Origin of the sequence: Reyranella sp., assembly GCF_965279465.1 — a bacterium.
Classification (GTDB): domain Bacteria; phylum Pseudomonadota; class Alphaproteobacteria; order Reyranellales; family Reyranellaceae; genus Reyranella.
Window position 1 is genome coordinate 7,951,543 of sequence record NZ_OZ257242.1, and the last position, 26,151, is coordinate 7,977,693.

At 68.8% G+C, this 26,151-nt stretch carries 25 protein-coding genes; 4 read left to right on the plus strand and 21 right to left on the minus strand.

Annotation, left to right across the window (positions count from 1 at the left end):
• Positions 1-2: 2 nt before the first annotated feature.
• Entirely contained in the window at positions 3-401 is a 399-nt protein-coding gene (locus tag ACQY8M_RS38760; protein ID WP_428667993.1) for a hypothetical protein, read from the minus strand.
• A 20-nt stretch (positions 402-421) separates the two neighbouring features.
• On the opposite strand from ACQY8M_RS38760, the gene prmB reads away from it, so the two are divergent.
• Positions 422-1,336: a 50S ribosomal protein L3 N(5)-glutamine methyltransferase gene (gene prmB / locus ACQY8M_RS38765; RefSeq protein WP_428667995.1), complete on the plus strand. Its 915-nt coding sequence runs from the start codon at positions 422-424 to the stop codon at positions 1,334-1,336.
• Between the two features lie 54 nt (positions 1,337-1,390).
• Here prmB and ACQY8M_RS38770 read toward each other — a convergent pair whose 3' ends face one another.
• Entirely contained in the window at positions 1,391-2,452 is a 1,062-nt protein-coding gene (locus ACQY8M_RS38770) for an ATP-dependent 6-phosphofructokinase (protein WP_428667997.1), read from the minus strand.
• A 26-nt stretch (positions 2,453-2,478) separates the two neighbouring features.
• Here ACQY8M_RS38770 and ACQY8M_RS38775 point away from each other — a divergent pair, with 26 nt between their 5' ends.
• The 3 genes from ACQY8M_RS38775 (at position 2,479) to ACQY8M_RS38785 (ending at position 4,694) form a co-directional block, all read left to right on the plus strand.
• A complete protein-coding gene (locus ACQY8M_RS38775; protein ID WP_428667999.1) occupies positions 2,479-3,033 on the plus strand; it encodes a GNAT family N-acetyltransferase in 555 nt (184 codons plus the stop codon).
• Positions 3,033-3,989 carry a TauD/TfdA family dioxygenase gene (locus ACQY8M_RS38780; protein ID WP_428668001.1) on the plus strand — a complete coding sequence of 319 codons (957 nt, stop codon included), beginning with the start codon at positions 3,033-3,035 and terminating at the stop codon, positions 3,987-3,989. Before ACQY8M_RS38775 ends, ACQY8M_RS38780 begins: the two co-directional genes overlap by 1 nt.
• A gap of 195 nt (positions 3,990-4,184) precedes the next feature.
• Positions 4,185-4,694 carry a DinB family protein gene (locus tag ACQY8M_RS38785; protein ID WP_428668003.1) on the plus strand — a complete coding sequence of 170 codons (510 nt, stop codon included), beginning with the start codon at positions 4,185-4,187 and terminating at the stop codon, positions 4,692-4,694.
• 10 nt (positions 4,695-4,704) lie between these two features.
• On the opposite strand, the gene ACQY8M_RS38790 is transcribed toward ACQY8M_RS38785, so the two are convergent.
• From ACQY8M_RS38790 to ACQY8M_RS38880, 19 genes are all read right to left on the minus strand, one after another.
• Positions 4,705-5,172, minus strand: a complete 468-nt coding sequence (locus tag ACQY8M_RS38790) for an SRPBCC family protein (protein ID WP_428668005.1) — start codon at positions 5,170-5,172, stop codon at positions 4,705-4,707.
• Positions 5,165-5,497 carry an ArsR/SmtB family transcription factor gene (locus ACQY8M_RS38795; protein WP_428668007.1) on the minus strand — a complete coding sequence of 111 codons (333 nt, stop codon included), beginning with the start codon at positions 5,495-5,497 and terminating at the stop codon, positions 5,165-5,167. The genes ACQY8M_RS38790 and ACQY8M_RS38795 overlap by 8 nt, the downstream gene beginning before the upstream one ends.
• 254 nt (positions 5,498-5,751) lie before the next feature.
• Positions 5,752-6,108 (minus strand): hypothetical protein, encoded by a 357-nt coding sequence (locus ACQY8M_RS38800; protein WP_428668009.1) that lies wholly within the window; start codon positions 6,106-6,108, stop codon positions 5,752-5,754.
• Complete coding sequence (locus ACQY8M_RS38805) at positions 6,108-6,281, minus strand: hypothetical protein (protein WP_428668011.1); 174 nt, start codon at positions 6,279-6,281, stop codon at positions 6,108-6,110. The genes ACQY8M_RS38800 and ACQY8M_RS38805 overlap by 1 nt, the downstream gene beginning before the upstream one ends.
• A 10-nt stretch (positions 6,282-6,291) precedes the next feature.
• Complete coding sequence (locus ACQY8M_RS38810; protein WP_428668013.1) at positions 6,292-6,534, minus strand: hypothetical protein; 243 nt, start codon at positions 6,532-6,534, stop codon at positions 6,292-6,294.
• Positions 6,534-7,028 (minus strand): hypothetical protein, encoded by a 495-nt coding sequence (locus ACQY8M_RS38815; RefSeq protein WP_428668015.1) that lies wholly within the window; start codon positions 7,026-7,028, stop codon positions 6,534-6,536. The genes ACQY8M_RS38810 and ACQY8M_RS38815 overlap by 1 nt, the downstream gene beginning before the upstream one ends.
• A gap of 94 nt (positions 7,029-7,122) precedes the next feature.
• A complete protein-coding gene (locus tag ACQY8M_RS38820) occupies positions 7,123-7,467 on the minus strand; it encodes a hypothetical protein (protein WP_428668017.1) in 345 nt (114 codons plus the stop codon).
• Positions 7,464-12,512, minus strand: a complete 5,049-nt coding sequence (locus ACQY8M_RS38825) for a hypothetical protein (protein ID WP_428668019.1) — start codon at positions 12,510-12,512, stop codon at positions 7,464-7,466. Before ACQY8M_RS38825 ends, ACQY8M_RS38820 begins: the two co-directional genes overlap by 4 nt.
• Before the next feature lie 2 nt (positions 12,513-12,514).
• Entirely contained in the window at positions 12,515-13,255 is a 741-nt protein-coding gene (locus ACQY8M_RS38830; RefSeq protein WP_428668021.1) for a hypothetical protein, read from the minus strand.
• Positions 13,252-13,869, minus strand: coding sequence for a hypothetical protein (locus ACQY8M_RS38835; RefSeq protein ID WP_428668023.1), 618 nt, complete (start codon positions 13,867-13,869; stop codon positions 13,252-13,254). The genes ACQY8M_RS38830 and ACQY8M_RS38835 overlap by 4 nt, the downstream gene beginning before the upstream one ends.
• 18 nt (positions 13,870-13,887) lie before the next feature.
• Positions 13,888-15,216, minus strand: a complete 1,329-nt coding sequence (locus ACQY8M_RS38840; RefSeq protein ID WP_428668025.1) for a hypothetical protein — start codon at positions 15,214-15,216, stop codon at positions 13,888-13,890.
• The gene (locus tag ACQY8M_RS38845) at positions 15,216-18,980 is read right to left on the minus strand and encodes a hypothetical protein (RefSeq protein WP_428668027.1); all 3,765 of its coding nucleotides are present in this window, start codon (positions 18,978-18,980) and stop codon (positions 15,216-15,218) included. Before ACQY8M_RS38845 ends, ACQY8M_RS38840 begins: the two co-directional genes overlap by 1 nt.
• Positions 18,977-20,545: a hypothetical protein gene (locus ACQY8M_RS38850; RefSeq protein ID WP_428668029.1), complete on the minus strand. Its 1,569-nt coding sequence runs from the start codon at positions 20,543-20,545 to the stop codon at positions 18,977-18,979. Before ACQY8M_RS38850 ends, ACQY8M_RS38845 begins: the two co-directional genes overlap by 4 nt.
• The gene (locus ACQY8M_RS38855) at positions 20,545-21,018 is read right to left on the minus strand and encodes a hypothetical protein (RefSeq protein ID WP_428668031.1); all 474 of its coding nucleotides are present in this window, start codon (positions 21,016-21,018) and stop codon (positions 20,545-20,547) included. The genes ACQY8M_RS38850 and ACQY8M_RS38855 overlap by 1 nt, the downstream gene beginning before the upstream one ends.
• Positions 21,018-21,602: a hypothetical protein gene (locus ACQY8M_RS38860; RefSeq protein WP_428668033.1), complete on the minus strand. Its 585-nt coding sequence runs from the start codon at positions 21,600-21,602 to the stop codon at positions 21,018-21,020. The genes ACQY8M_RS38855 and ACQY8M_RS38860 overlap by 1 nt, the downstream gene beginning before the upstream one ends.
• A complete protein-coding gene (locus ACQY8M_RS38865; protein ID WP_428668035.1) occupies positions 21,599-23,878 on the minus strand; it encodes a hypothetical protein in 2,280 nt (759 codons plus the stop codon). Before ACQY8M_RS38865 ends, ACQY8M_RS38860 begins: the two co-directional genes overlap by 4 nt.
• Complete coding sequence (locus ACQY8M_RS38870; RefSeq protein WP_428668037.1) at positions 23,875-24,474, minus strand: hypothetical protein; 600 nt, start codon at positions 24,472-24,474, stop codon at positions 23,875-23,877. The genes ACQY8M_RS38865 and ACQY8M_RS38870 overlap by 4 nt, the downstream gene beginning before the upstream one ends.
• Positions 24,475-24,490: 16 nt before the next feature.
• Positions 24,491-24,991: a hypothetical protein gene (locus tag ACQY8M_RS38875; RefSeq protein ID WP_428668039.1), complete on the minus strand. Its 501-nt coding sequence runs from the start codon at positions 24,989-24,991 to the stop codon at positions 24,491-24,493.
• A 55-nt stretch (positions 24,992-25,046) separates the two neighbouring features.
• Complete coding sequence (locus tag ACQY8M_RS38880) at positions 25,047-25,946, minus strand: phage capsid protein (RefSeq protein ID WP_428668041.1); 900 nt, start codon at positions 25,944-25,946, stop codon at positions 25,047-25,049.
• Positions 25,947-26,151 lie beyond the last annotated feature (205 nt).

Consider the following 26,151-nt stretch of genomic DNA (forward strand, 5'->3'; position numbering starts at 1 on the left):
GATCACTCCATGAGCTGCTTGAGGTCGGCCAGCGTGCTCGTCCACGCGGAGACACCGAGCTGGTTCGACACGATCCTGCCGTCCTGCACGATCAGGAAGCGGGGCGTCCCCGACTTGTGGGGAACCTGCGCCAAGACCGCCCGCAAGCCCCGCGGCCAGCTTCGCTCGTCGTATGCGTCCTTCAGGGTGATCGGCTCGATCTCGAAATAGCTTACCTTCTGGATCTCTTCCGATGCCAGCCAGCGCGGATGGGCGTTTGCCCGCCAGCGCTTGCAGCCGCCGCAGTCCTGGCCACCGATGTAGATGAGCTGGATGTCCGAGGCCGCGTGCGTGGCGCACGACATCCCCGACCACGTCGAGGACGCGGCGAGGCTCGCGAAAAGAAAGGCGCGGCGATTCATGTAGAGTAATCTAGAGCCGCATGGTGACCGCCGCAAAACCCTCTCTCGTTACTCTGGGCGATTTCTTCCGTCTCGCGGTGCGACGTTTCCGCGCCGCGCGGTTGGCCTATGGCCATGGGACGACGAACGCCGTGGACGAGGCCGCGTTCATGATGCTGGAGGCGTTGCGCTTGCCGATCCACAACATCGATCCGTGGTTAGATCTCAAGCCCACGGCAGCCGAGCGCGCGCGGCTGCTGACGCTGATCGATGCGCGGGTGAGCCTGCGAGTGCCCGCCCCCTATCTCCTGGGCGCCGCCTATATGCGCGGCGTGCGCTTCCACATCGACCGGCGCGCCCTGATTCCCCGCTCGTTCATCGGTGACATCCTGGCCGATGAGGTGCTGCCGATCGAGCCGGGAAAGGTGAAGCGAGTGCTCGATCTCTGCACCGGCTCCGGCTGCCTCGCGATCCTGGCGGCCTTCGCCTTCCCGCGTGCGACGATCGACGCCGTCGATCTCTCGAAGGGAGCCCTTGCCCTCGCGCGACGCAACGTGGCCACGCACCGGCTGGGCGACCGCATCACACTGCATCGCGGCGATCTCTTCGAGCCGCTCGGCGCGGCACGCTACGACCTGATCATCGGCAACCCGCCGTACGTCGATGCCGGTGGCATGGCGATGCTGCCCCCGGAGTACCGGCACGAACCGCGCATGGCGCTGGCCGCCGGCGCCGATGGCCTCGACCTGGTCCATCGGATCCTCGCCGAGGCGCCGCGGCAACTCCGCAAGGGCGGCGCGCTGCTGTGCGAGATCGGCCGCGGCCGCGCACCACTCGAACGGGCTTATCCCAAGGCACCGTTCGTCTGGCTCGATACCGAGCAGAGCGAAGGCGAAGTCTTCTGGCTGTCAGCCGCCGCTCTTGCTGGGAGCGCGGGTCTCCAGACCCGCTCATGATCCTGAGCGGGTCTGGAGACCCGCGCTCCCAGCAAGAGCTTGGCAAGCAGAAACTCAGGCGGAGTCGCCGAGGCAGATGCCGAGGGCGCGGGCGGTGCGAAGCAGGGCGCCGTCCGGATCGACGGTGCGGGAGCGGCCAACGACCTTCTCAAGCGGTACGTCGATGACGGTGCGGTTCCACCAGCCGACCATGCGGTCGGCCTTGCCGGCGGCCAGCAGGTCGACCGCTCCGACGCCGAGCGCGGCGGCGAGCAGGCGGTCCTCCGCCGTGGGCTGGGCACCGCGCTGGACGTGGCCCAGCACCGTGGCGCGCGCCTCCGCGCCAGTGGCGGTCATCAGCCGATGCGCCAGCCATTCGCCGACGCTCGCGTCGCCGCGCGCGCCCTCTTCGTGCGAGTCGCCCGCCGCTTCGGCGACCACCACCAGCGCCGACGTGCGGCCGGCGCGGCGCAGGGTGGCGATACGACGGACGACATGGTCGAGGCGCCAGCGCACCTCGGGGATCAGCACGATGTCGGCGCCGCCCGCGATGCCGGCGGCGATGGCGATGTGGCCGGCGTCGCGGCCCATCACCTCCAGCACCATGACCCGTTCGTGGCTGGCGCCGGTCGGCTGCAGCCGATCGAGCGCCTCGGTGGCGATGGCGACGGCCGTCGAGTAACCGATCGCTCGCTCGGTCTGGCCGACATCGTTGTCGATGGTCTTCGGGACCCCGATGAACGGCAGCGTGGTCTTCGACATCAGGCGGCGCAGGATCTCCAGGCTGCCGTCGCCGCCGACGCCGATCAGACCGTCGAGGTGCAGCTCGCGCAGGCCCTCGACCATTTCGGCCGAACGGTCCCTGATCGTGCCGTCGGGCATCGGGAAGGCAAACGGGTTGCCTCGGTTGGTGGTGCCGAGAAAGGTGCCGCCCTGGCGGGCAAGCGCCGCGCCCAGCCGCGCCGGGTCGAGCGGCTCCGCTGCCACCGGCCGATGCAGCAGGCCGTGCGTGCCATGGCTGATGCCGATCGTCCTCCAGCCGTAGCCGTGGTGCGCGCGCAGCGCCACCGCGCGGATGGTGGCGTTGAGGCCGGCGCAATCGCCGCCGCTGGTGAGGATGCCGATGCACTTGGTCATGAAGACCTCCACGGCTAGTGTAACGCATGGCGAGGACCCCGAAGACAGCCCCGATTCTGCAGACCGACCGGCTGCGGTTGCGGCCCTTCCGGGCCACCGACCTCAAGGCGGTGCATACGCTGTATGGCGATGGGGAAAACCTGCGCTACTGGGGCGTGGAACCGAGCCCCTCGCTCGACAGCACCCGCAAGATGATGCGCTGGCACATCACCGGCGCCCCGAGGCATTACATGATCTGGGCCGTCGAGGAGAAGAAGGGCAAGCGTGTGGTCGGCATGATCAACTATTTCCGGCGGGACCTGCGCGAGCGCCGTGTCGAAGTCGGCTGGCTGATCCGGCCCGAGGCGCAGGGCAAGGGCTACATGACCGAAGCCGGACGGGCGCTTCTGCGCTACCTGATCGACACGCTGAAGGTGCACCGGGTCGAGGCCTTGATCCGGCCCGAGAACAAGCCGTCGGCGGCGCTCGCCAAGCGGCTGGGGTTTCGATTGGAGGGCGGGCCGCTTCGCGACCGCTGGCTGGTCGATGGCCAATGGCATGGCGTCATGCTCTATGGCCTGATTGCTGGGGAGGAACGCTGATGGGCGCCGTTGTACGGAATTGGACACGCGACACGATCGCGCCGGCCGACTGGATCGTGCCGCTGCCCGACATCGCGGTCGCCGAGCTGCTTGCCGTGCGCGATGAGATCCGCCGTGCGCCGGTGCCGACCTTCCTGCTCGATCCCAAGGACTTCGCGCTCGATAGCTGCCGCGCGACGATGGACGAGGTCCGCCGCAGGACCCAGGACGGACCGATGTTCGCGGTGCTGGACCGCCTGCCGTTGGACGACGTGACGCGCGATGAGGCGATCCAGCTCTACTGGCTGATGTCGAGCCTGCTGGCACGGCCGGTGGCGCAGAAGATCACCGGGCAGATGTTCTTCGACGTGACGGACACCGGCGCGACGCTCAAGCCCGGCTCGGGCATCCGGCCGACCGTGACCAACGTCGACCTGCGCTTTCACAACGACAATTCCTACAATGAGACGCCACCGGAATATGTCTGCCTGCTCTGCCTGCACCCCGCGAAGCAGGGCGGCGTCAGCCAGGTGATGAGCGTCGCCACCGTCCACGAGGCATTGCAGGCGCGCTATCCCGAGCTCATGCCGCGGCTTTACCAGCCATTCTGGTACGATCGCCATGCCGAGCACCACGCCGGCGAACCGACCACCTACGCCGCGCCGATCTTCGAGCGCGGCGCGGACGGCACGATCAAGGCGCGGCTGGCCCTGGGAGAGATCCACGCCGGCTACGAGCTGCGCGGCGAGCGGCTGGACAACGAGACGGCCGCTGCACTCTCGGCCGTGCAGTCGGTGTTCGATCAGCCCGAGCTGCATGTCGAGCTGGGCTTTGCGCCGGGCCAGATCCAATACGTCAACAACCGAGCGACGGGTCACGCCCGCACGGAGTTCGTCGACTTCCCGGAGCGCGAGCGCAAACGCCATCTGGTGCGGTTGTGGCTGCGAGATGCGGGAAAACGCGGCTATTGCGGCTGAGAGCAGGAAGCAAGAAAAGATGCATTTATGCTCTTCCGGACCGCGAGCCTCTGGCTCGCTCATGCGCATGAGCGAGCCAGAGGCTCGCGGTCCGGAAGAGCATGAGATGTCTCCTGTGCCGCCGTCCTATCGACAAAGAAGCTTGAGCGGCTGAATCAATCTTGCCGCCCGTCTCCGCTGTCACATGATGGCGGCATGAAAGCCCACTACGCCGCCTTTGCCCGTTACAACGCCTGGGCCAACCGCCGCCTCTACGACGCCGCTGCCGAGCTTTCCGATACGGACTACCGTGCCGACCGCGGCGCCTTCTTCAAGTCGATGCACGGCACGCTGAATCATCTGCTCACCGCCGACTGGGTCTGGATGCACCGCTTCACCGGCCAGGGACCTTCACCCGAGCGGCTCGACATGATCCATCACGAGCAGCTCGCCGACCTGCGGCGCACGCGCGAGGCCGAGGACCGGCGCATCGTCGACTATGTCGACGGCCTCACCGAGGCGCAGCTCGCCGGCACGATCCGCTATCGCCGCGTCTCGACGCCGGAGGAATTCGTGCAGGCCCTCGAGCCGGCCCTCGCCCATTTCTTCAATCACCAGACCCATCATCGCGGCCAGGCACACACCATCCTGTGCGCCCTCGGCCATCGCGGCCTGGTCCTCGACCTGCTCTACCATCAGCGCGAGGTCGAAGCGGGACGGGCCTGACCGCGCCGCCTCACGGCAGGGCGCGGGCGACCTCTTCCATCTGCTGGATCATGGTGCCCCAGCCGTCGAAGAAGCCCATCTCCTCGTGCTTCTTGCGATCGGCATCGTCCCTGTGGAGGCAGCGCGCGGTGTAGCGGGTGCCGGCCCCTTCGTCGGCCAGGAGGAAAATCCCGGTCATGGGAAGCCACGGCGTCGCGGGGCGCCAACCGCCGAGGAGCATGGACGTCCAGACGATGCGCTCCATCGGCACGACCTCCAGGAACACCCCGGGATTATCGCTCTCGCCGCCGTCGGGGCCGCTCATGAAGGTATGGAAGGCGCCGCCGCTGCGGAAGTCATGGGCGCGCACCTCCGTCTTCCACGGCCTGGGGCACCACCACTGCTTTAGGATTTCCGGATCCTGCCAGGCCCGCCACACCTTCGCGCGCGGCGCCGCGACGAGGCGCACGATCTCGAGATCAAGCTTGCCGTCACTCATCGTTCCTTCCTTCCACCAATGCATCGAGCCGATCGAAGCGCGCCTCCCACAGGGTGCGCTGTTCGGACAGCCACGCATTGGCTGCCATGAACGCATTCTTCTCCAGGCTGCAGGTCCGCACGCGGCCGACCTTGCGTGTCTGGATCCAGCCGCTCTCCTCGAGGAGGCGGATGTGCTTCATGAACGACGGCAGCGCCATGCCGAACGGTTTCGCCAGCTCGCTGATGCTGGCCGGACCCTTGTTCAATTGCCCCAGCACGGCCCGCCGCGTCGGATCGGCAAGCGCCTGGAAGACGCCGTCCAGCCGCTTGGAATACTGTTCCATATGGCTAAGTATCAGGAAGAAATACTTAGTTAAAGAGCTAACTGATTGCCCAGCAAAAAACCCCGCAAATGCAGGGCTTCTCTCTATCCTTCCGGCGAATGGTGGGCGCAGTAGGGCTCGAACCTACGACCCGCTGATTAAGAGTAGGCACTGTCCAACAGCGCAAAACGCACGCCGGCCTGCACTTTCGCCACGTCGCGAGTTGGACGCGAACCGCCCGAAAATGCCCTCCCGGCGAGCCCGGTTGGACGCCGTCACTGCCCTCGGCGGAAGAAGTTGACCGTCACCCGCGCGGTGCCCTCGCGGATCAGGAACGACATGTGGGTCGCGCCCTGGATGTCGCGGCCCAGCAGGTAGATGGAGGGCGGGCCGGCCGGCGCCACGACCGAGGCGAACGTCGCGAGATCGCCCGCAGCGCCGATCGCGAACCACACGTCCACGCCGTCCTCGCAGTAGACGGTCATGATGTCGCCGAGGTTGCTGTAGCTCGGCTCCGGCAATGCCACGGAGTTCGCCGCCGCACCGGCCGTGACCGCCAGCCCCGGCATGGAGCGGTTGATCTCCAGCGGCACGGTGCTGTTGTAGACGATGTCGCCCTCGGGGATCGGCATCACGGGCCCTCCGTCGGCTTGAGGCAGCGCTTGTCGCGCTCCTTGTTGAAACCCAGCAGCCAGTCGACCAGCGGTTCCCACAGCGGCTTGTCGGCCTTGAAGGCGGCGACCTGGGCATCGGTCGCGTGGTAGCGCGTCGTCACCACGCACAGCGTGTCGACGGTGGTCACCACCGGCGCGCCCTCAGCGCAGGCCGTCAGCGCGATCGTCGTAAGGAGTGCGGTGCACTTCTTCATCGGTCCTCTCTTTGGAAATGCGGGCGGCGTCGAGGGTCTTGACCGTCTCCGTCGCGACCCTGGCCTTGATCTCGCTCGAACCGGCCCGCTCGCCCTTGCCGTAGATGTAGACGATGGCACCGCCGACCAGCGCGACGGCGAGCAGGCCGGCGATGATCTTGGCCTGTATGGTGCCGAGGAAGGCGAACATCAGGCCCGCCCGATCGCCGCCAGCGACTGCTGGTAGACGCCGGGCCACGCCTCGGGATGGGGCAGGCCCGGCCGCCAGGTGCGCTGGTAGTAGGCCCAGCCCGCCTCCTTGTCGCCGACCGCCGGCAGCGGCGCGGCATCGCTGTAGAGCAGCAGCCGCGCCATGGCGCAGGCCAGCGTGTCGTTCCAGATCATCGCCTGGTAGACGACGTCCGGGTCGTATTCGATGTCGAGGGCGGCGCACACCGTGCCGAGCTTGAGCTTGGTCGCCGGATGGCTGAACAGCCCGGCCACGCCGCCGCCGCGCTCGAACTGCCAGTAGCTGTGCGCCGGGCCGCCGATCTGCTTGCGGTATTTCCAGCGGCTCTCCTGCCCGGCGATCGCCATCACCTCCACGCGGGCGGCATCCGTCACGGGGATGCCGATGCTCGGGCTTGCCGCCATGAACTGCAGCGTCGGCTCGACGATGCGGGTATTGAACAGGTCAGGGGTCATCTCCGATACCTCCGTTGCAGTTGCAGGTGAAATCGCCGCCGCCGGGCCAGCAGGTAGCCGGCGACCAGCGCCCAGATGAACAGATCGATGCCCGTCATGTGCCGCCTCCTCTGCCGAGAATCGCGTCGAGCCAGCGCCGGAAGACGCCGGCCGGATCGCCCGAGAACTGCCGCAGCGCCGCGAACAGGACGGCCGTCAGATCCGAGAGCCCCATCGCGATGATGATCGTCACGCCCGAGGTCGAGGCCCGCCCGAGCGACCAGTATTCGCCGACCGCCTGGCCCAGGAAGAGCGCGAGGAAGGCCGAGCAGAACCAGGTCGTGACCTGCTCCTTGCGGGTCCGCTCGATCGACTGGCGCAGCCCGAAGTAGGCGCCGATCGACGGCGGCACGAACGGCCACAGCACGTCCCACAGATCGCGGAGATCCTGGCGGTTCATTGCATCGCCCTCACCTCGAGGAGCGAGCCGCCGTTGCCGATGGTGCAGCGGCACCGGAATTTGTGGCCGTTGGTGGTGGTGAAAGAATCGCCGGCGACCTTGGTCCAGCCGCTCGTGGTGATTGCGCCGGCGCTCGCGCCATTGGTGATATCGAGGGTGAAGTCTCCCCCGTCCGTGCTCGGCGCCAGCGTGTGCGCGCCGTTGTTGGTGTAGTGCTGGATGTCGCAGCCTGCAGGATCGAGCGTGAGCGTGCCGCTCGTGACCGTGCCCAAGCTGCGAGACGTGATCAGGGAGCCCGGCCGCGCGACGATCTTGCCGTTGACCTTCAGCGTGCCTTTAATGAACGGCATCAACTCGTCCAGAACGAGAAGCTTGCCCCCGAGATATTCGGAGAGCGTGCCTTCGATCGTGACGTTGCCGATGCTGCTACCCGCTGACGGGACGAAGCCCACCGAATTGCGGAACAGCGACAACATCGAGTAGCCGGGGTTGATGATCTTGAGGTCCCGGATACGCAGGATCAGGTCGCCGGTATGTGTCGTGCGGTAAGTCCATGCATCGATAAAGTGAGGAAGATCACTCGCGGCGAAGATGGTCAGATTGTCGATGTCGATGAGCCGCGTTTGTGCGCGCACCTGAATGACACCCCGCTGACCGGTATCCGGGATGGTGACGGTGCCGAACCGCCAGTTTTCATCCTTGATGTACAACTCGCGGCCAGCCTCGACGATGTTGACGCCGATCGTGCGGCTGCTGAAGCGGTTCCCCTGCATCTCCTGCACACCGGCGTTGCTGCCGCCAAGGAAGGCCGTCTCGAAGTCTTCGCCGGTGCAATTGACCACGCGGAGCTCGTCGCTGAAATCGAACCCGGCGTCGAAGAAAGCCTCCTGGATCGACGAAGTGGACGTGAAGGTCGAGCCCTCCAGATCGAAGCGACCAACGTACGTGCTGCCATTCCAGGTGCCGGTGGCGTTGAGGATGTACCAATCCTTGTTGATCGTGCTGGCGCCCGAACCGGCTGTGCCGGTCGCACCCATGAGCCGGATCTTGTCATCATCCAGCATCGCGATGTCGCACTCATAGTTCACGCGCACGAGACCGGAGCCGTTGTTCTCGATCGACGTGATCGTGCCCTTGTACTGGCTGAAGCCTGCGAATCCCGTGCCGTTGGACACTTGCACGCCATCGACGGTGCAGCCGACGCCGCGAGCCGATGCGCCGCCGCCGCTCAGGGTTTGCCCCACACGGACATCCTTGATCCTCGTGCGGTACTGCGCGTGCATTGCAAACGGCGCTACGACCGCACCCAGGCTGCTGCCGCGCACGGTCATGTAGGAGGCCACGCCAGCACCGGCGAGACCGACCGCGAAATCGCCGGACGGCTCGTTTGTGTCGAACCCGTGCCGAACAGCGTTTACATGCAATTCCCACTCGGTCCACGAGCCGCCGTTCGCACGCCCGATGTATCCAAGCGTGTTGCCCGCCTGCCCGGTCGCGCCACCGCGCGCGCCGATCTTGCCGCCGTAGCACGCCGTTGTGGTGATGACGGGCGTCCCGCCGCCCTTCGTGATGAGCGGAGCGGTGATCTCGTCGATCTTGCGCGCAACGACCTGGATCAGGATGCCGGGGTCCACGATAGACTTGTCGGCCAAGAAAAGACCGGACTTGATCCGCAGCACGTTGTTGCGCAGCTTGCCGATCTTGAGCCCGGCCGCCGCATGCGTCGAATAGGTAAGCGCTTTGCGGATCGTGCCCGAGGTGACGCCAGACCCGATGTACGTCGTGCCGACGAGATCGACGGTCGTCGGGTTGATGACGATAACTTGCTGATAGCCGTTCGCCAAAGGCGTGCCGGTCAGACCGGCAACGAACGAATTCAAGCCGGTCGTCATCCTGTGCGGCTTGGTGGTGACGATCCGAACCAACCCCGAACCGTTGTCCGATACCGAGCTGATGTCGCGGTTCATCAGCGTTGCGAGGTACGGCGGGACGCGATCGCTTGCCCACTCCGGGGCCTTGGCCAAGGTCAGCGTCGATCCACTGCCGGCGATGGCCACGACGTTCTCACCCGCGCGGAAAGCCCCGCTGTAAACGCCTTGTACGGTAGTCCGCTGATGGAAGTAGTGCGGCGTGATCCCGTCGGAGATCGCCGCCACAGCACCTTTTTCGAACCAGTCTGCAGGGCCGGTGCCGCCGGGCGGCGTGGTGCCGCCTGAAAGCGTCAGCACGTTGCCGTTGATCGCAGTTACCGTCGCTTCGCCCTCGAAGTCGCCGACGACCTGAATGAACGTATCCCCGCCCTCGACAGGGACTATCTTCGCTTTGCTGTAGTCGACGTCGAAATCTTGATTCGTCGCCGATATGACGGGCGTTCCTACTGTCGTAGACGTGTAGGTGGCTGGCGTGACCTCAATGTACTGAGCATTCGGACCAAGCGCGACGGAGCACGCGCGGATCGCCGCCATCGTGTCGCCCCACCAGCACGTCTTGGCTCGGCCGCTATACTGACGGAGCCACGCGCCGCTCGCGCCGGTCGGCGCGCTGGCGGGGGCGGCGGACAGGCCATTGAGCGGGTCGCGCGCGACGAGTGCGGAGCAATCGGCGGTCGAGAACATCCAGTCGCCGCGCCCGCCGTCGCCCGCCGCCAGGCGGCCGCGCGTCGAGGCGACCGTCCCGTTCGCCGGGATGGCACGGGTCTTCAGGATGGTCACGGTGGCCACTGCGACGGCCGCAGTCGCCATGCCGGTCTCTAGATCGGCCACAGAAGCGTTGAGCGCGGCGAGCTCGTCGGCGGTGTCGAACGACGCGCCGAGCTGCCACGTCGGGTTGCGATAGGCGATGGCGACGTTGCTGACCGCCGTGCCGGCCGCGGTGTCCAGCACGCAGGCGGTCGCGATGTTGGTGCCCGGCGTCAGGGTCACCGAGACGACACGCCCGACGAGATCGGCCGACGCGACGCCGGCGCCGGGCACCAGCAGGTACATGCCCCGCATGACCTCGAACTCTTCGACGCTTGCCAGGGCGAGCACGTTGGAGGTCGCCGCGATCGACCCGGTGACGCCGGTCAGCGTGCCGATCGTTCCCGGCACCGTGCAGATATGCTTAGTGACCGACCCGGTGCGCTGCCAGGTGTCGAACAAGCCGATGTTCTGCCGCGGCAGGGTCGGCAGGTTGTTGCTGTAGCCGACGTTCCGCTGCTCGCGCCTGTTGTAGCCGGAGATCTGCGGACGCGCGGCATGGCGGCCGAGCTCATCGTCGAGGTTGACGATGTCGTTCGGCACATTGCCGACGACGGTTATGCCGTCCACCCCGTAGCTGTAGCCGAAGAAGCCCTGTCGGAAGCTCGCGACGGCGGACGGCGTCGTTGCGACGTTGATCATGGTCGTCGCCACGAACATGATGGCATCGGCCGGATTGGCGGCGTATCGGGTGCCGGCGATCCGATAGACGGCCGTGGCTTCGATCGCCGTATTGTCGTTGCCGCCGATGTTGAACAGTGTCTCGAGCAGCGGGATATCGCTGTAGCCGAACTGCACGGCGTAGCGGTTCCCGACGCGCCGGGACATGTCGAAGGTGTTGCCGTTGAACTGGAAGTCCCGGAACGACTTGCCGTAGGCGTTGACGCACGTCCCGTTGCAATCGAACTGGTTGCTCTCGACGATCAGGCCGTCGCACGAGTTGCGCAGCACGACGCCGTTGGCGCCGCGGATCTTGTTGGCGATGACGCGGCAGATGCCCATGTTCGGGCTCTGGTCGTATTCCAGGGTGCTGTAGCCGTTGCCGGCCACGATACCGCCGCTCGTGTCGGTGCCTTCGCCCGTCTCCTCGTCGAGCGAGCCGCTGGCGTCGAAGTCGCACGCGATGACGGCCCAGTTCTTGCCGCGCATGTAGGCGCCACCGCGCTGCGCGCCGCACCCGATCAGCCGGTGGTTGTCGCACACGTGCCCGCCGAACACGCAACCGACAACGCCGTCCGCGGTGACACCGATGACGATCGTGTTGTTGCAGATCGGCGTCGTCGATGTGGACGACAGGTCCGTCGCGTGGCGCACATTCTCGATATTGCCGCCGGTCCACAGGCCGTCTTCGCAGCCCACCCACTGAATGCCGGCGTGGGCGTTGTCGATCAGTCCCGCCGCGTTCGGATCGCTGTAGTCGATACCGATGACGTTGATGTCGCGCAGATTGCTCTTGCGCACGTTCGTCATGTTGACGCCGGCGCTGTTGAACCGCCGCGCGTCGATGCTCTCGGCGGTGAAGCCCTCGACGTGCAGGGCCTGGATGAAATGCGAGCCGGTGTAGCCGTTCCAGATGTTGCCGGGTCCGGGGCCGAGGCCAACGCCGCGGAGGCCCGATACGCTTACGTTGTTGAGCGACGACACCTTGTAGATGTCGACCACGACACCTTCGGCGACGGCATAGGGGTAGCGCAGCGCCGCCGCCAGCTTCAGGAGGCCGTCGGCCGTATCGCGCACGCGAACGCTTTCCGAATAGTAGACGGGCGCGAAGCCTGGCCGGTTGGAGATGCCGTAGAAATAGTTCGACGCGTGCGGGCGCGCCTTGATCATGACGAGATCGCCGGGCGCGAACGGGGCCTCGCTCGACACGGATATCTCGTAGGTGTTGCGCGGGTCGGTAACGGACGTCGTCAGCGTCGCGAGCGGGCTGCCGATACCGGCACCTGATATCTGGATGAGGCTGGCGCCGTTCGCCGGAAACGCCTGGTCGGCGATGATTTCCGTGCCGTTGACGGATGTGATCTCGACGTTGCCGACCGTGATGGCGGCCATGCCGACGCGCAGGAGTGCCTTGCGTTGTGGAAACACGAGCCGTCCACCGCCGGCGGCATTCAGCTCGGCGACAGCGTCGACATAGCCCTGGGTGACGGGACCGACATGGGACTCGGGACCTTGGACAACGAACGTCTTGCCGAAGCGATTGTCCAGCGTCGCGCCGAGCGTGTCGGGCGAGATCGCGGCGTGCTTCAGCTCGGCGGCGATGGCCTGTTCGCGGGTGGCGTAGCGGGTGCCGGCATCGCGCTGCATGGTCAGACCCTCGCCAGGTATGCGCGGAGCAGGGCCGCCTGCATCGCGGATAGAATTCTTGTGAAGAGCCGGTCTGCTATCGCGGCGGTCGCGTTCGAGGCCGGCGTGGTCGCCTGGTTGGCGCCGAACCGGACGCGCACCGTGCCGATGTTCGGCGTGCAGGCGGCCGGCGTGCCGGCGACGCCGTTGATCTCGGCGTTCAGCGTCGAGCCGGTCGCGATCGAGCGCACGACGCACGGGCCGCTGAAATCGACCGTGCTCACGGTGACCGATACGCTGGTGTCGCCGACCTGCAGGCGGTTGACGCCGGACACGACCGCGCGGTTGATCCCGCGGCGTGTTCCGGTGCTCGTGCCGCCGGCGGTTCCGAGCACGGTGGTCGAGGTTGCCGCGGCGAGCGACCGCTGATCGACCGCCATCCACTCTTCGCACGGCGTCGCGCCGGTCGGGAGGCCCTCCATGCTCTCGTAGGCCATGACGTTGGCCGAGCCGTCGAAGGAGATGGCGTTGCGCGTGCCGTAGCCGGTCTCCTGCCACGTCGGCCGCGCGCTGCCGGCGGCCGTGGCTTCATAGCCGTGCACCGCATCCCGCCACGACGTCACGACGTTGCTGCCGTCCTTCGTGACCAGGTCCGGCCGATCGGCCGGCCACCACGCGAGCAGGTCCTCGTCGAGGTCGAGCGGCGACCAGGCTTCGAAAACGCTCGGCCTCGCGAAGCGCAGCGCGGGCGGCCGGTACATCATGCGACGGCGAAGGTGTAGTTGCCGGGCGTGCCGCCGCTGGTGACGACATAGCAGCCGACGTTGAAGATGTAGCCTTCGCAGAACACCATGCCGACCGTCGCGCCGGTGATCGTCGCGATCGGCGTGCCGGTCGCCGAGAGCGCGTCGTACACCGTGACGGTGTCGCCGGACCCCGACTTGTTGCACTTGCACGAGCCGATCATGCCGGGGCCGTTCTTGACCGGCGTGCTGGCGCTGGTCGTGATCTGGGTCGGCGTGAAGCCGTAGGTGACGGGACGGCCGGCGACGGTATCGACGAGCTGCACGGCCGCCGCAGCCTCCGCCCCGAGGCGGCCCATGTAGACGTTGGCCGTGCCGGAGGTGTAGCTGCCCGACATGGTCGCCCGCACCAGCGGCGTGCCGATCGGCTTGACGGTGATTCGGCCCGGCGCGGCGAGCACCGCGAGATCCTGCCAGGTCGCGTCGTTGTCCTTGCTCGACTGGACATGCACGACGCCCACGAACGTGCCCTCGACCAGCACGTCGAACGGGCCGGCGCTGGCGTAGCTGTCCGAGGTCAGCGCGCCGGTGGTGAGGCCGGCGGAAATGGTATCGGGAGGAGCTTTGGTGGCCATGAGTCTTCCTTTCCGTGCTCAGCGCGCGTCGATTTCGAGCCAGAGGTTCCACTTGGAGGGGTCGATCGCCGCCGTGCCGTCGCCGGCGCTGCCGTAGACGATGCCCAGCCCGTCGACCGCGATCTGGACGGTGACCGTGGTGTCCGACACGATCGACGCCCAGCCGAGGTTCTGCTGCACGCCGCGCTCGAACTCGATCCGCTTGCCGCCGCTGAACATCGACGGCGTGTAGTTCGCGTCGTCGTCGGTGCAGGCGCCCATCAGGCGGATGGCGCCGACCCGCTTGCCGAGATAGTGGCTGACCGGCGACAGGATGGTGCCGTTGGCCACGCTGAGGTTGCCGGTCTTCCACGACGGCACCGCATCGAAGCCGATCTCGCGCCACTGGTTGGTGCCGATGCGCAGCAGGGTCACCGAATCGCCGCTGCGCATCACGATGTCCGACGCGGTGCGCGAGATCAGGTTGCTGGCGTGATGGGTGAAGGTCACGCCGTTGGCGCCGGCCGTCAGCCGCACCAGCGGCTGGGTGCCCTGCACCGTCGCGATCGCGGTGGCGGCGTCGCTGATCGTGCGCTGGTAGCCGTCGGTGCCTGCGGTCAGGTCGAGGGTCGCCGCGCTCGACAGTGCGCTGCCGCTCTGCCACAGGCCGAGCAGCGAAGCGGGCGTCACGGTCTTGACCGACGACACCGCCGCCTGCACCTCGGCCGCCGTGGCGTAGTCGATGCCGAGCGCAGCCTGCAGCGCGGCCACGTCGGTCAGCGACAGCAGCGTCTGGACATAGGCCGAGATGCCGAAATAGGTCAGCAGCGCCGCCGCGCTGCTCTTGCCCAGCGCGGTCTGCATGTAGGCCGCGATCGCCACCGCGCCGGTCGGCACGTTGGACAGCAGCGCCGGCAGGCCGTCGGCGTCGAAGCCCGCCACCTTGTTGGCGCGCAGCAGCGCCACGCCCAGCTCCTCGACCGCGGCATCGGCTTGCGCGATGCGCAGCGAGCGCTCGACCATGGCGCGCAGCGCCTGGATGTCGGCGAAGGCGCGGTCGAGCTGGCGCTCCACGCTCGGCGCCGGGAACGGCCCCGAGGGGTTGAGCCGCTGCGGCTGGGTCTGCATCGGCACGCGATGGACGACGACGGTGTGGCCGCTGGTCAGGCCCGCCGCGACGGTCACCGTGGCGCCGCTCAGATCGGCCGCCAGCGTGACCACGGCCGCCGGATGGTAGGTTGCGCCGGTCGCGGGATCGAAGGCGTACAGCGCCAGCGCCGCGGCATCGTAGACCGGGGCGTTCACGACGAACGAGCCCGACGCGCCAGACGCCGTAAAGGTCCACGGGCCTGTGGTGGTGGTCAGCATCAGGGCGTCCTCATCGGCGAGATCGACGGCGGCGGCGTCGCCGGCCGGCCACCCGGCGGCATGGGAATGGGCACGTTCGGTGTCGAGGGCGGCGCGATGCCCTGCAGCGGGGCGCGCCGCTCGTTCTGGAGATCGAGCTGCTGGCGCCAGGCATCCTTGAAGGCGCCGAACTTCGGATCGGCGAGGATGGCCTGCTGCGCCAGCTTGCGGCCGGTCGCGACGATGCCCCGGATCAGCTCGGCCCGGCCGCCCTCGGGGCCGTCCGTGGCCATGCGGTAGAGCTGGCCATCGACGCCCTTGCCCTGCACCACCTCGTTGAGATGGTCCATCGTGCCCTTGTCGCCCCACAGCGGGTTCTTGAAGCCGTTGCCGGCGAGCACGACCCAGCGATCGTAGACCTCGGGCCAGTCGCGGAAGTTGATCTGCGCGCCCATGAAGGCGGCGCGCTTGTCGATCTTCTCGATACCGATGTTGAGCCGGCCCATCTCGGCGTCGATCGGCGACGGCTTGAGCGCCGAGACCTGCACCGGGGACAGCGTGTTGAACCACGGGCCGTTGCCCGGGTCGGGCTGGCGCTCGCGGCCCCACAGGTCGCGCGCCGGGATCAGCCCTTCGGAGAAGCCGGGAATGCGGCCCTGCACGTAATCCCACAGCTTCATGTGCTCGCGCGCCACCGGATCGCCGAGCTGCCGCATCATGTTGACGCCGGCCGGCACGGTGCTGCCCGCCAGACGGCCGGCGTAATCGAAGGCCCGCCGCTTGGGGTCCTCGATCATCCACATGAAGTCCGAGAGGCCCTGCAGGTACGTCTTGTTGACCGTGGTCTGCGAGACGGCGGCGATCGCGCCGGCCCAGATCTCGGAGAACTCGTCGAGCTTGTCGCCGTCGATCTCGAAGCGGTTGGCGTATTCCGCCATGTCGGCGGCGAAGCCCAGCAGCATGCCGTAGGGATCGAGCCGGTCGTAGGTCACCCACTGGTCGCCGGACCGGATCGAATAGGGCTTCCAGCCCTGCCGCTCGAGCGCCTCGCGCTTGCCCGGATCGGTCGGGCCGCGGCCGGTGACCAGGCCGCGATCGGCGTAGTCGGCCGCCAGCAGCATGATCGAGGTGCCGGTCGCGAGCCGCGCCAGGGCGAGCTCGCCGCGCGCGCCGCCGGCCGCCACGTCGGCGCGGAAGCCGCTCATCAGCGGCGCCACCGGCGTGCGCTCGAAGCTGTAGCGCAGGATGTTGATCGGCGTCTTGATGAACGGGAGGATGTAGACGGTGGCGGGCCACGCCTCGCGCAGCCGGGTCAGCGCCCGCGCGGCATCGCCGGCGGCATTGGTGAAGGTCGTGTAGAGCGCGGCATCGGTCGCGGCGAGGCGGATGCTCTCGGGCGGATGGGCGACCAGCTCGGCATAGCGCTCGCGCAGCGCCTGGCCGGACAGGCCTTCCATGGTTGCCTGGCGCTGCGCCTGGGCATGGACCTCCATGCGGTAGCCGATCGACTTGAAGAACTCGTCCTCGGCGCCGAGCAGCCGGCCCGGCACGCGCGCGGTGGCGCCGATGTAGTCGACGAAGGCGGCCATCGGCCCGCCCTCGAGCCGGAAGTTCTCGGCGCTGATGGCGGCCGAATGGGTCTGGTCGACCTTGCCCAGCGCATGGCCGGTCTCGCCGCTCTTCACCGCCAGCCAGGCCGCCTTCCAGGCATCCTTCTGCGCCGAGATCAGCCCCTGCATCATGGCCATCGCCTCGCCCGGCGCGACGCCCGCGACGGTGCCGCCCTCGGCGCGCAGCACGCTCGCGACCTTCTCGGCGAGGCCGCGCTCGAGGATCTGCTGGCCCAGGGTGACCGTGTTGCTGGTGATGTTGACCAGGTGCGTCTTGGGGTTCGACAGCAGCGCGTTGACCCAGGCCTCACTGACCATGTCCCAGCGCGTCGCCAGCGCCGCGGTGCGTGCCGTGGCGTTGATGCCGGCGGCATCGGCGCCGGTGTCGGCGAGGATCGAGATCCGGCGCGCGAGGTCGCGGGCGAACTCCTCGCCGTTCATCGCCTTGCCGGCGGCGTCGCGCCCGACGCCCTGGTCGAGCGCCTCGATCACGGCGCGCGAGCGCTCGACGTCGCCCTTGGCGGTCGCCGGGATCTTCCACGCATTGAGCGCGCGGCCCGCCTCGGCGCGCGCCGCCAGCACCTCGTTCTGGATCGCCGCCTGGGTGGCCAGCATGCGGCGGAAAGCGAACAGGTCGACCGGGCCGGCGTTCGGCGCCGCCGCGGCGCGCGCCGCCTCGAGCAGCTTCTCTGACGCCATGGCGAGCAGCTGCCGCGCCGCCAGCGTCTCCTCGGCATTGAGCGCCTGGCCCTGCCGGCGCTGCAACAGCTCGTCGACCGTGAGGCCGAGATCGTCGGCCAGCGCCTTCGTCTCGCCCTCGCTGATGCGCCCGCGCCGCGCCGCCTTGATCTCCTCCCGGAAATGATCGGCCATGTCGCGCATGGCGACCTTGACGTCGTCCGGCGTGGCGATGCGCGCCCAGTTGACCGCGATCCGGCCGCCCGGCAGGTCACCCGCCGCGGGCTTGGGCTCGGCCTTCAACGCCGCCTGGCGCGCGGGATCGTCGGCCGCCGCCGCGAGCTGCTCGGCGCTCGGCCCGGCTTTGGCATCGACCTTGGCGCCGAACTCGACCAACTTGGCTTCGGGATCGGCGTTGCCGCCGAGCTTGGCCGCGAGGTCCTCTTCCTTCAGCTCGCCGTACTTCACCCTGTCGGCGGCCATCGGATCGGCCGGCCCCTTTTGCGCATTGGGGGCGCCCTCGCCCTTCAGCGCCGCGCGCTGGGCGCGGTAGGCGCGCAGGCCGAGCAGCAGGGTTTCGGTGGCGGCGCCGAGGCCGAGGCCTTCGACAGCGCGGCGCAGGCGGTTGAGGGCTTCGTTGTCGTCGGGGTTGGTCGCCAGGAATTCGGTCACCGGCCCGTCGAGGGCGGGGACCTTCTTGAGCAGCGCGGAAAGGTTCTCCTCCTTGGGGTCGAAGAACAGCGCGTCGCTCATCACGCCGGCGGCGAGCGTGCCGCGCGCGCCCTGCGTGGCGCCGCCCATGCCCTTGAGCAGCTTGCCGCCGGCCACCATGCCGGCGAGGAACTGCGCGATGTCCTTCACGATCGGGCCGGTGGCGGTGTTCGGCGTGTCGGGCTGCGGGATCGCCGCGGCGATCGCCTTGGCCGGATTGGCCAGCACGTCGTCGACCGTCTCGCTGCCGGTCTTCGGCACCTTCAGCTTCAGGTCGGCGACGTTGTCGTTCAGCCAGGTCGCCAGCGAATCGACGGCGTTGAACAGCTCCTTGCCGGCCGCCGCCACGCCGGCCGCCGCCGCCCGCGGCGCAGTGACGACGTTGCGACCGACGGCGCGCGCCAGGTCGGCGGGCGACCTGTCGCCGCCCATGGAGGAGACGTCGGCAGGCGGGCCGTCCATCGCGGTCGAATCGACGGCGGCGCCGGGCGCGCCTGTTACACTAGGCGTAATAGTGGAAAGAGGCTCTCCCCCCGCCGCCACGGACTCGGCGGCGGGGGAAGCCGGCGGGGCAGCCGCGGGGGAGGTTGCCGCGGCGCCACCGGACTGCAGCCATTGCAGGAGGCGCTCGCCCTCCTGTGTCTGGCGCTGGACCATGTACTGATTGCCGGCATCGTCGCTGCGCGAGGGGCCGCCCGGCAGCTGGCCCTCGCGCAGGATGTCGGGCGCGAACTGCTGGTCGGGATTCGATCGCCGGATGGTGATTTCGAGCGGCGGCGTGCTCATTTCGCACCGCCCGGCTTCGCAGGCTCACCCGGCACCGCCTTGCGCGACTGCAGCGCCGCCTTCCACTGCTGCAGCAGGCGGGCCTGCACGATGGCCTCGGCCGGCGTGATCTCGCCGGCCTCGAAGCGCCGCTTGGTCTCGGCGGTCGCCGCGTCCAGCGCCGGCTCGTCGAACTGCGCCTTCGGCACCTCAGTGAAGCGCGGCAGGCCGAGGGTCTGCGTGGTGCCGGCGAACTCGGCCAGCTTGTAGCGTCGGCCGACCTCGAGGGCGTAATCGCTGGCGAGACGCGGATCGGCCTTGATCTTGTCGCGGTTGGCGTCCGCCCAGGTGTCGTATTCCATCAGCGCATCGGCGCGCAGGCCGGCGGTGATGCCGCCCAGCGCCCCGCCACCGCCGAACCCCGCCGCGGCCGGATCGAGCACGGTCTTGATGTAGTCGCGGCCCTGCCGGTACGGGCTCTGCGGCTGATCGTCCTTCAGCGCCGCGCGGTTGCGTTCCAGCAGGCTCTTGTAGGTTGGCCCCGTGATCTCGTTCTTCAGCAGCGCGTCCGACAGATCCTTCGACACGTCGCGCGTGTCGATGTCGGGCACGATAGTGGCCAGCGCCGCCTTGCTGTCGACATCGCCGCCGCCGACCTTGAGCTTCTTCGCCGCCTGGTAGTCGTGCCACGGCACCACCGCCTTGGCGCGCGCCAGCAGATCGTCGGAGATGCCGTCCGGCGTCGCCGCCGCGTCGACCACCTCCTTCATGATGGTGTTCGAGTTGAGCGCCGTGGCGCGCCGCTCGGCGACCTCGCGGCGGGCTTCCTGGGTGTAGGCGAGGTTGGTCCGGCGCAGCACCTCGGCGCCGGCGCGGTCGACCAGGTTCTGGCGCGTCACCGGATCGAGGTTGGGCAGGAACTCGGCCTTGCCCAGCGCCGCCGCCGTGCCGCCCGGATTGTCGCGGATCAGCTTCAGCGCAAAGGCCTGGTCGGCCTTGCCCAGGGTCGCCTTGCGCGCCGCCTGGTACTGCGCCTCGCTCAGGATCTGGCCGTCGCGCGCCTGCTTCAGCAGCGTGTCGGCCTGGTCGAGCAGCGCGGCGCGCTCGTTGGCGTTCCGCGCGTCGCCCGACGCCGTCACCAGCTTGTCGGTGCTGTCGTTCAGCGCCCCGAGCGCCTTGTCGAGCGTGTCCTTCTGCGCGCCATGGCGGACCGACGACGACATCGCGTCGGCCATCGGGTTGGCGGTACGCTTGAACAGCGCCGCCGTCTCGCGGTCCATGCCGCCGGACGCCTGGGCATATTGCGCCTGGGCGAACTGGCGGAACTTCGCCTCGCGGCCGGCGATGTCGGGATCGGTCGACAGCTCGATGCGCTTCTGGTCGAGCGCGTTCTGCAGCCCCGAGGTCGCATCGGCCAGGGCGCTGACCCGCGAGATCGCCGCCTCGCGCTCCAGCGTGTCGTTCAGCTTGGCGGTGAAATAGAGCAGCGCGTCGCTGCCGCCGCCGTCGGCGATCGGCACGCGCGAGGCCGCCGGCCGGGCGCCGCCACCGCCCACGGGATCGACCGCGAGGAGCTTGAGCGCCATCAGCTCCCCCCACCGTTCAGCAGGCCGTACAGCTTGCTGCCGCCGGTCAGCAGGCCGGCCGCACCACCGGCCGCCGCGGCATAGCCCTTCTGCGCCCCTTGCCAGCCGCGCACCTGCTCGCCGTAGGCGTCGACCATGAAGCCGCGGGCTTCCTGCTCGCCCGCCCACAGGCGGCGCTGGCGGTTGAGCTCGCCGGTGGCGGCGTTGTCCATCAGCGCCTCGAGCGGCGAGCCGTCCTCGATCAGCAGGCCGGAGGCGCCGGCCGCGGCGCGCGTGCTGCCCAGCGTCTTGCGCGTGTTGATCGCGATGTCGGCGGCATCGGCGGCGGCCACGTCGCGCGCCGTCCGCGCGCGCTGCAGCGCCAGGGTCGAGTTGACGCTCGCCGCCTGGTTGGCGGCGCTCGCCTGCTGCAGGCCGCCGTAGATCTGAAGGCCGGCACTGGCAACGCTTCCGACGGCGGCGGCGGTCTGCATTAGGCAGCCCTCCGCTCGCGCATCGCCTGCTCGACCGGCCACGGCACGTCGCCGCCCAGGCTGTCCTCCCACAGGCAGCGCTCGGCGGTCATGTTCATGCAGCGCACGCGGATCGGCAGCGCCGCCACGTCGCCGCGCACGCGGGCGTAGATCGCGGCATGGCGATCGCGGCCGAAGGTGCCGCGCGTCAGCCCCTCGTATTCCATGCCGAGATGCAGCAGCAGCTTGTGGCCGGCCGCCCAGTCGTAGACCGTCTCGGCCCACACGCGATGCGCCCAGCCGGCGTCGGGATCGAGCGCCTTGCCGATCTCGGTGCGCATGCGCTCGACCAGCGCCGGCCACGCCGCGCGCGGCATCGCCTCGCCGATCAGGGTCCACGCCTTGGCCCGGCCGGCCTGTTCGTCGAGCAGGCCACCACAGGCCACGGGGAACCCGTCACAGAGCAGCGTTTCCGCCGCGCGTCCGGCCGCCAGCTCAGCCGCCAGGGCATCGTGCAGGTCGATTTTGACGGTCTGCTGCGCGCTCTGCGGGCGAACCTGTTTCACGTGACACGCTTCGAGCGGGACAAAGGCGAACTGTTTCATCCCAGCTCTCCGACCGTGTAGTCGGGCGCCAGCGCGGCGATGCAGAACGGGTAGGCGCCATCGGCGACCAGCAGCGGCCCGACCGGCGTATCCGACGCCGGCAGCGGTTCCAGCTCGAGGTCACCGGTGTAGAACGGCGGCGCCACGCCCATCGGCTGGGTGCCGTGGCGCAACGGGCGCAGGCCCGACAGCACGCCGAACTCGCGCGCCTGCTTCAGCCCGCCCGAGCGCACCACCGTGGCCCGGTTCTGGCCCGACACCGGCCGGCCGAGCGCGCTGCCCTTGCGGGTCTGCGGGTTGGGCGGCATCGGCTGGACCTCGCTGCGGTAGGCCAGCCCGGCGGTGGCGTAGAACAGCTCGACCTCGGTGGTGACCGCGCCGGCCGCGACGGTGTACGGCCCAAGCTCGGCGCCATCGCCCAGCACCAGCACCGACTGGCCGTCGAGCGTGTCGAGGCCCTCGATCGTGGTACGCGACAGCAGCCACTCGCCCGACGCCACGGGCGAGGCCGGCGCGGCGGCGCTTTCGACCGTGACGGTGACCGTATTGGCCGCAGGCACTGTCAGGATGCGGAGGGTGCGCGCGAGCCAGGTCGGCATGTTGAGCGCATCGGGCTCGCCCGGCTCGAGCACGCGGATGGCGCGGCCGGCGTCGCCGGCGACGAACACCGCGGCCGAGGCCTGCCAGGTGTCCGGGCCGGTGCGGGTCAAGGTCGCGCTCGGCGCAACCTTGCTGCTGATCGCCGAATCGAGGTTGACCGCCAGCCGGTCGGGCTGGTCCTCGCGCAAGAGGTTGGTCTGCACCTCGAGCCCGCGCACGCCGCCACGCTCGACCAGCATCCACGGCTCGTTGCCGTCGGCGGTCGGCAGCACGTTGACGCATTCGACCCGGCCGTCGGCCGCGAGCCGCCCGGGCGTGAAGTTGACCACCTCCTGATCGGGCGCATAGGTGCCGAACACCAGCCCGCCGTCGGCGCGGGCCATGATGATCAGGCCCCACGGCTTGTCGGCCCACGCCATCGACACGATCGGCGACTGGCGCAGCAGGTGGCCGTTGCGGATCGAGATCTCGCGATAGCCCAGCGAATCGGGATAGACCGCGCTGGTCGGCCGGATCTCGCCCAGCGAGCGGCCCTGCAGGTCGAGATAGAGCATGCTGCCGCGCGCGCCGATCGTCGGCACCGTGCCGCAGCCGGTGCTGCCCAGCACCGGGCCGACATCGACATTGAGCGGCGTGAGCGTGGTGGTCGAGCCCGAGGCGGCGATGCGCAGGATGCCGGCGCCGGTGGCGACCAGCAGCGCGCCGATCGACGGCCGGAGGTCGCGGATCACCGGCACGCCGTTGTCGTCGACCGTGATGGCGATCACCGCCTGGATGCCGAAGTCGTCATCGGTGCCGGGCGAGGAGGTGAGGAAGTTGCCGGACTTCGACAGGTCGACCCGCGGGAACGAGCCGCGCACGTTGCTGCCGCGCGCCAGGCGTTCCTGGAAAATCGCGATCGAGCTGGCGTAGCCGGTGCGCTTGGAGAACAGGCCGAGCCGCCACGCCGCAGTCTGGGTCGCGCTGATCACCTCGGTGACGAAGGTCACCGTGGCGTGCTTGCGGTCGGCGACCGACTTGATCGTGCCCCATGCCCACGACTGGTTGTCGGCATGGCCGCGCTTGACCCGGAAATGCCGGCCGATGTCCTTCGACGGCGAGGAGTCGTCGAAGATGTTGCGGCTGCAGGTGACGACGAGGTCGCCGGTGCCGGTGCCCGACAGGGTGACGAAGGCCTCGGTGCTGTTCTCGCTGAAGTAGGGGCCGTCCTTCTCGTCGGCCTCGGCCAGGGTGAAGGCCTCGGCCGGCGCGAGCGCCGTGCGCTTCAGCTCCTGCATCGGGAAGTCGGGATGGACGAACCACATCACGTCGCCCGAGCGCACCCAGCGCAGCGCGCGCGCCTGGCTGGCGGTCCACGGTGTGCTCACCTCGAGCGGCGACATCGGCCCGTCCATCACGCGGCTGCCGTCGCTGCGCCAGAAGCGCAGCTTCCTGTCGAGGAACTCGATCGTGTAGGCGTCGCCGACACCGAACACGAACGAGGCCGTCCAGCGGGTCGAGCTGGCCGCAGTGCCGGCGCGGCGGTTGCCCGGCCGGCGCACCGTGGGCCCATGCGGCAGGGCGATGCAGTTGAGGCCGCGGCGCAGGCCGGTGGCGTAGGACGGCAGAGAACGCCTTCCGAGCAGAAGGGGGTCGAGCTCGCCGCTGTTTCCGGCTTCGATCAGCTGCACGGTCATCCCGTACGCCTCCCCCGCAGCCACGAGCCCTCATCGAGCTCTTGCGGCGGGTTCTCCTGGCCATCGTTGGTCTTCGCCTCGCCGACATCCTCCTTTGCCAGCTTGCGGAAGAAATCGGCCGCCTCGAGCGAGCCGAGCACCGCAACCGCGCTCTTCTTCGCGATCTCGCCGGCCAGCGCCTCGGCGAAGTCGTCGGTGAACTTCGACGGGTTGCGCTCGTTGCGGATGTAGATCAGCAGCAGCGGCGCGGTTTCGTCGGTCAGCAGCCATTGGCCCTCGACGGCGTATTTCGGGTCGCGGCCGTGGCGCGTCTCGTCGAGCTTCCAGACGCGGGCGCAGTCGGACGGCAGCGGGAAGCGGCGGGCGAAGCCGAACGGCGGCGCGGTGGCGTCGGCGTCGAGCGACACCCGCGCCATGGCGAAGTTCCACGGGTGCGAGCGCAGCACCCGGCCGATGCGTTCGTCGTAGGCGCGCACCACGGTGGCGGCGATGCCGTATTCCTGCGCCGCCCCGCTCTCGGCGTCGCGGACAAGGTCGGGCTTGCCCAGGATGCCGAGGCCAGAGTTGCAGATCGAAGTCTTCGACCAGTCGCCCACGATGCGCGCCTGTCGGTCAGGCGTGGCCGGTGTAGGTCGCCGTCAGCGCGAACTTCGCCGCCTGCGACGCGCCGATGTTGGTCGCCGTCAGGCAGACGTCGACCCACTTGTCAGCAGCGCTGGCCGACATGCCGAGCAGGTCGCGCAGCTTGGTGTTGACCTTGTCGGGCGCCTGGGTGGTGGCTTCCATCACCAGGTCGATCTTGGCCAGCGCGGCCGAGACGTCGACCGCCGAGGCGAACACGTCGGCGTCGATCACGGCGCCGCCGTTCTCGGCGGTGTCGTAGCAGCCGATCTCGACCACGCCCGAGGTGCCCCACGCCGCCGTCTGCAGCGTGAGCGAGTTGATCACCCAGCCGGTGAAGAGCCGCAACACCGGGTAGATGTCGTTGGTCGATTCGCCGGCGGCCTTGGCGCCGTTGGCGGCGATGCGATGCAGCGCGCCGCCGAACTTCTCCGTGCCCTGGATGGTGTGGGCATCCAGCTCGGTGATCATGGTGGACTTGCGAACAGCCATTGGAGTCTCCGTGAAAGAGGGTTGCGGGAGGGGCGACCGAAGCCGCCCCGGCCGATCAGGTCACAGCGGTCTCGACGCACGGCACCTCGACCACCTTCACGTCTTCCGTGCGGGTCGCGCCCATGTTCTGGTCGAGCATCAGCCGTTCGATGAACGAAGAGCTCGGGTCCCTGCCGATGTTCACGCGGGGCTCGAGCTCGCTGAACAGGCCGACGCCGCCGGTCGCCATGGCGAAGCAGCGGCGGCGCGAGGAGCCGTCGACCGGCAGCAGCTCGCTGCGCACCCAGTCGAAGCCCATCCAGTGCGTCATCTCGCCGGCGACCAGGATCTCGGCCGGGCCGACATAGTCGCGGCTGGTCGCCTTGGCTTCGGCCAGCAGGTCCCACGCCTGGGCAGCGGTGTAGACCATCACATACTTGCCGCCTGGCGTGTTCTCGAGCACCTCGGCAGCGTCCAGGAGGCGCTTGGCGCCGCGCACCTTGTCGAAGGTCATGCCGGCCGAGCCGTGAGCGATGAGCTGGGCTGCCGGCAGGGCATTGTCGGTCGTGGTGCCGTCGGCGTTGTACGACACGCGCGTGCCCAGCGCCGCGGTGATGATGATCGAGTCCTGTTTGCGCTTGAACCCGGCCATCGCCGCCATCTTGTGCTTGGCCTGCGGGTTGGAGACGAGCGTACGCAGCTGCGCCTCGTCGAAGCTGCCGCCCCATTCGTAGGGCACCACGTTGCCGCGGATGCGGCTGTGCTGCGGGTTCATGTTCGGCGTCGGCCCGCCGAAGCCCTGCTTCTCGCGCGGGGCGGTCTTGCCGATGAAGTCGAACCAGAAGTAGCGGGCGTCGATCGCCTCGGGCTCGGGATCGCAGTAGGGCACGAGCCGTGCCGTCATCTGCTGCGACAGCAGCATGTAGTCGCGCCTGTACTTGTCCTGGAAGCTGATCCGATCGGTGTCGGTCAACATGGTTGTGTCTCCGTCCAAATCACTACTGGACGGTCAGGACTCCCCTGCGATTTGCAGGATCCGAGACCTCACGGGGACACCCCGTGTCGGCGACGGCGCTCGCTGTGCGCCGTGATCAGGCGGATGGCCGGCCCGGCCACTCCCCGCGTTCGTCGTCTCGCCCGGTGGCGGCCGGACCCTCTTGCGAGGGCTGCCCGGCCGCCTT

What these genes read in the sequence shown, in the direction of transcription:
- ACQY8M_RS38760 (WP_428667993.1), bottom strand. Translation starts at nt 401, where the DNA reads ATGAATCGCCGCGCCTTTCTTTTCGCGAGCCTCGCCGCGTCCTCGACG.
- prmB (WP_428667995.1), top strand. Translation starts at nt 422, where the DNA reads ATGGTGACCGCCGCAAAACCCTCTCTCGTTACTCTGGGCGATTTCTTC.
- ACQY8M_RS38770 (WP_428667997.1), bottom strand. Translation starts at nt 2,452, where the DNA reads ATGACCAAGTGCATCGGCATCCTCACCAGCGGCGGCGATTGCGCCGGC.
- ACQY8M_RS38775 (WP_428667999.1), top strand. Translation starts at nt 2,479, where the DNA reads ATGGCGAGGACCCCGAAGACAGCCCCGATTCTGCAGACCGACCGGCTG.
- ACQY8M_RS38780 (WP_428668001.1), top strand. Translation starts at nt 3,033, where the DNA reads ATGGGCGCCGTTGTACGGAATTGGACACGCGACACGATCGCGCCGGCC.
- ACQY8M_RS38785 (WP_428668003.1), top strand. Translation starts at nt 4,185, where the DNA reads ATGAAAGCCCACTACGCCGCCTTTGCCCGTTACAACGCCTGGGCCAAC.
- ACQY8M_RS38790 (WP_428668005.1), bottom strand. Translation starts at nt 5,172, where the DNA reads ATGAGTGACGGCAAGCTTGATCTCGAGATCGTGCGCCTCGTCGCGGCG.
- ACQY8M_RS38795 (WP_428668007.1), bottom strand. Translation starts at nt 5,497, where the DNA reads ATGGAACAGTATTCCAAGCGGCTGGACGGCGTCTTCCAGGCGCTTGCC.
- ACQY8M_RS38800 (WP_428668009.1), bottom strand. Translation starts at nt 6,108, where the DNA reads ATGCCGATCCCCGAGGGCGACATCGTCTACAACAGCACCGTGCCGCTG.
- ACQY8M_RS38810 (WP_428668013.1), bottom strand. Translation starts at nt 6,534, where the DNA reads ATGTTCGCCTTCCTCGGCACCATACAGGCCAAGATCATCGCCGGCCTG.
- ACQY8M_RS38815 (WP_428668015.1), bottom strand. Translation starts at nt 7,028, where the DNA reads ATGACCCCTGACCTGTTCAATACCCGCATCGTCGAGCCGACGCTGCAG.
- ACQY8M_RS38820 (WP_428668017.1), bottom strand. Translation starts at nt 7,467, where the DNA reads ATGAACCGCCAGGATCTCCGCGATCTGTGGGACGTGCTGTGGCCGTTC.
- ACQY8M_RS38825 (WP_428668019.1), bottom strand. Translation starts at nt 12,512, where the DNA reads ATGCAGCGCGATGCCGGCACCCGCTACGCCACCCGCGAACAGGCCATC.
- ACQY8M_RS38830 (WP_428668021.1), bottom strand. Translation starts at nt 13,255, where the DNA reads ATGATGTACCGGCCGCCCGCGCTGCGCTTCGCGAGGCCGAGCGTTTTC.
- ACQY8M_RS38835 (WP_428668023.1), bottom strand. Translation starts at nt 13,869, where the DNA reads ATGGCCACCAAAGCTCCTCCCGATACCATTTCCGCCGGCCTCACCACC.
- ACQY8M_RS38840 (WP_428668025.1), bottom strand. Translation starts at nt 15,216, where the DNA reads ATGCTGACCACCACCACAGGCCCGTGGACCTTTACGGCGTCTGGCGCG.
- ACQY8M_RS38845 (WP_428668027.1), bottom strand. Translation starts at nt 18,980, where the DNA reads ATGAGCACGCCGCCGCTCGAAATCACCATCCGGCGATCGAATCCCGAC.
- ACQY8M_RS38850 (WP_428668029.1), bottom strand. Translation starts at nt 20,545, where the DNA reads ATGGCGCTCAAGCTCCTCGCGGTCGATCCCGTGGGCGGTGGCGGCGCC.
- ACQY8M_RS38855 (WP_428668031.1), bottom strand. Translation starts at nt 21,018, where the DNA reads ATGCAGACCGCCGCCGCCGTCGGAAGCGTTGCCAGTGCCGGCCTTCAG.
- ACQY8M_RS38860 (WP_428668033.1), bottom strand. Translation starts at nt 21,602, where the DNA reads ATGAAACAGTTCGCCTTTGTCCCGCTCGAAGCGTGTCACGTGAAACAG.
- ACQY8M_RS38865 (WP_428668035.1), bottom strand. Translation starts at nt 23,878, where the DNA reads ATGACCGTGCAGCTGATCGAAGCCGGAAACAGCGGCGAGCTCGACCCC.
- ACQY8M_RS38875 (WP_428668039.1), bottom strand. Translation starts at nt 24,991, where the DNA reads ATGGCTGTTCGCAAGTCCACCATGATCACCGAGCTGGATGCCCACACC.
- ACQY8M_RS38880 (WP_428668041.1), bottom strand. Translation starts at nt 25,946, where the DNA reads ATGTTGACCGACACCGATCGGATCAGCTTCCAGGACAAGTACAGGCGC.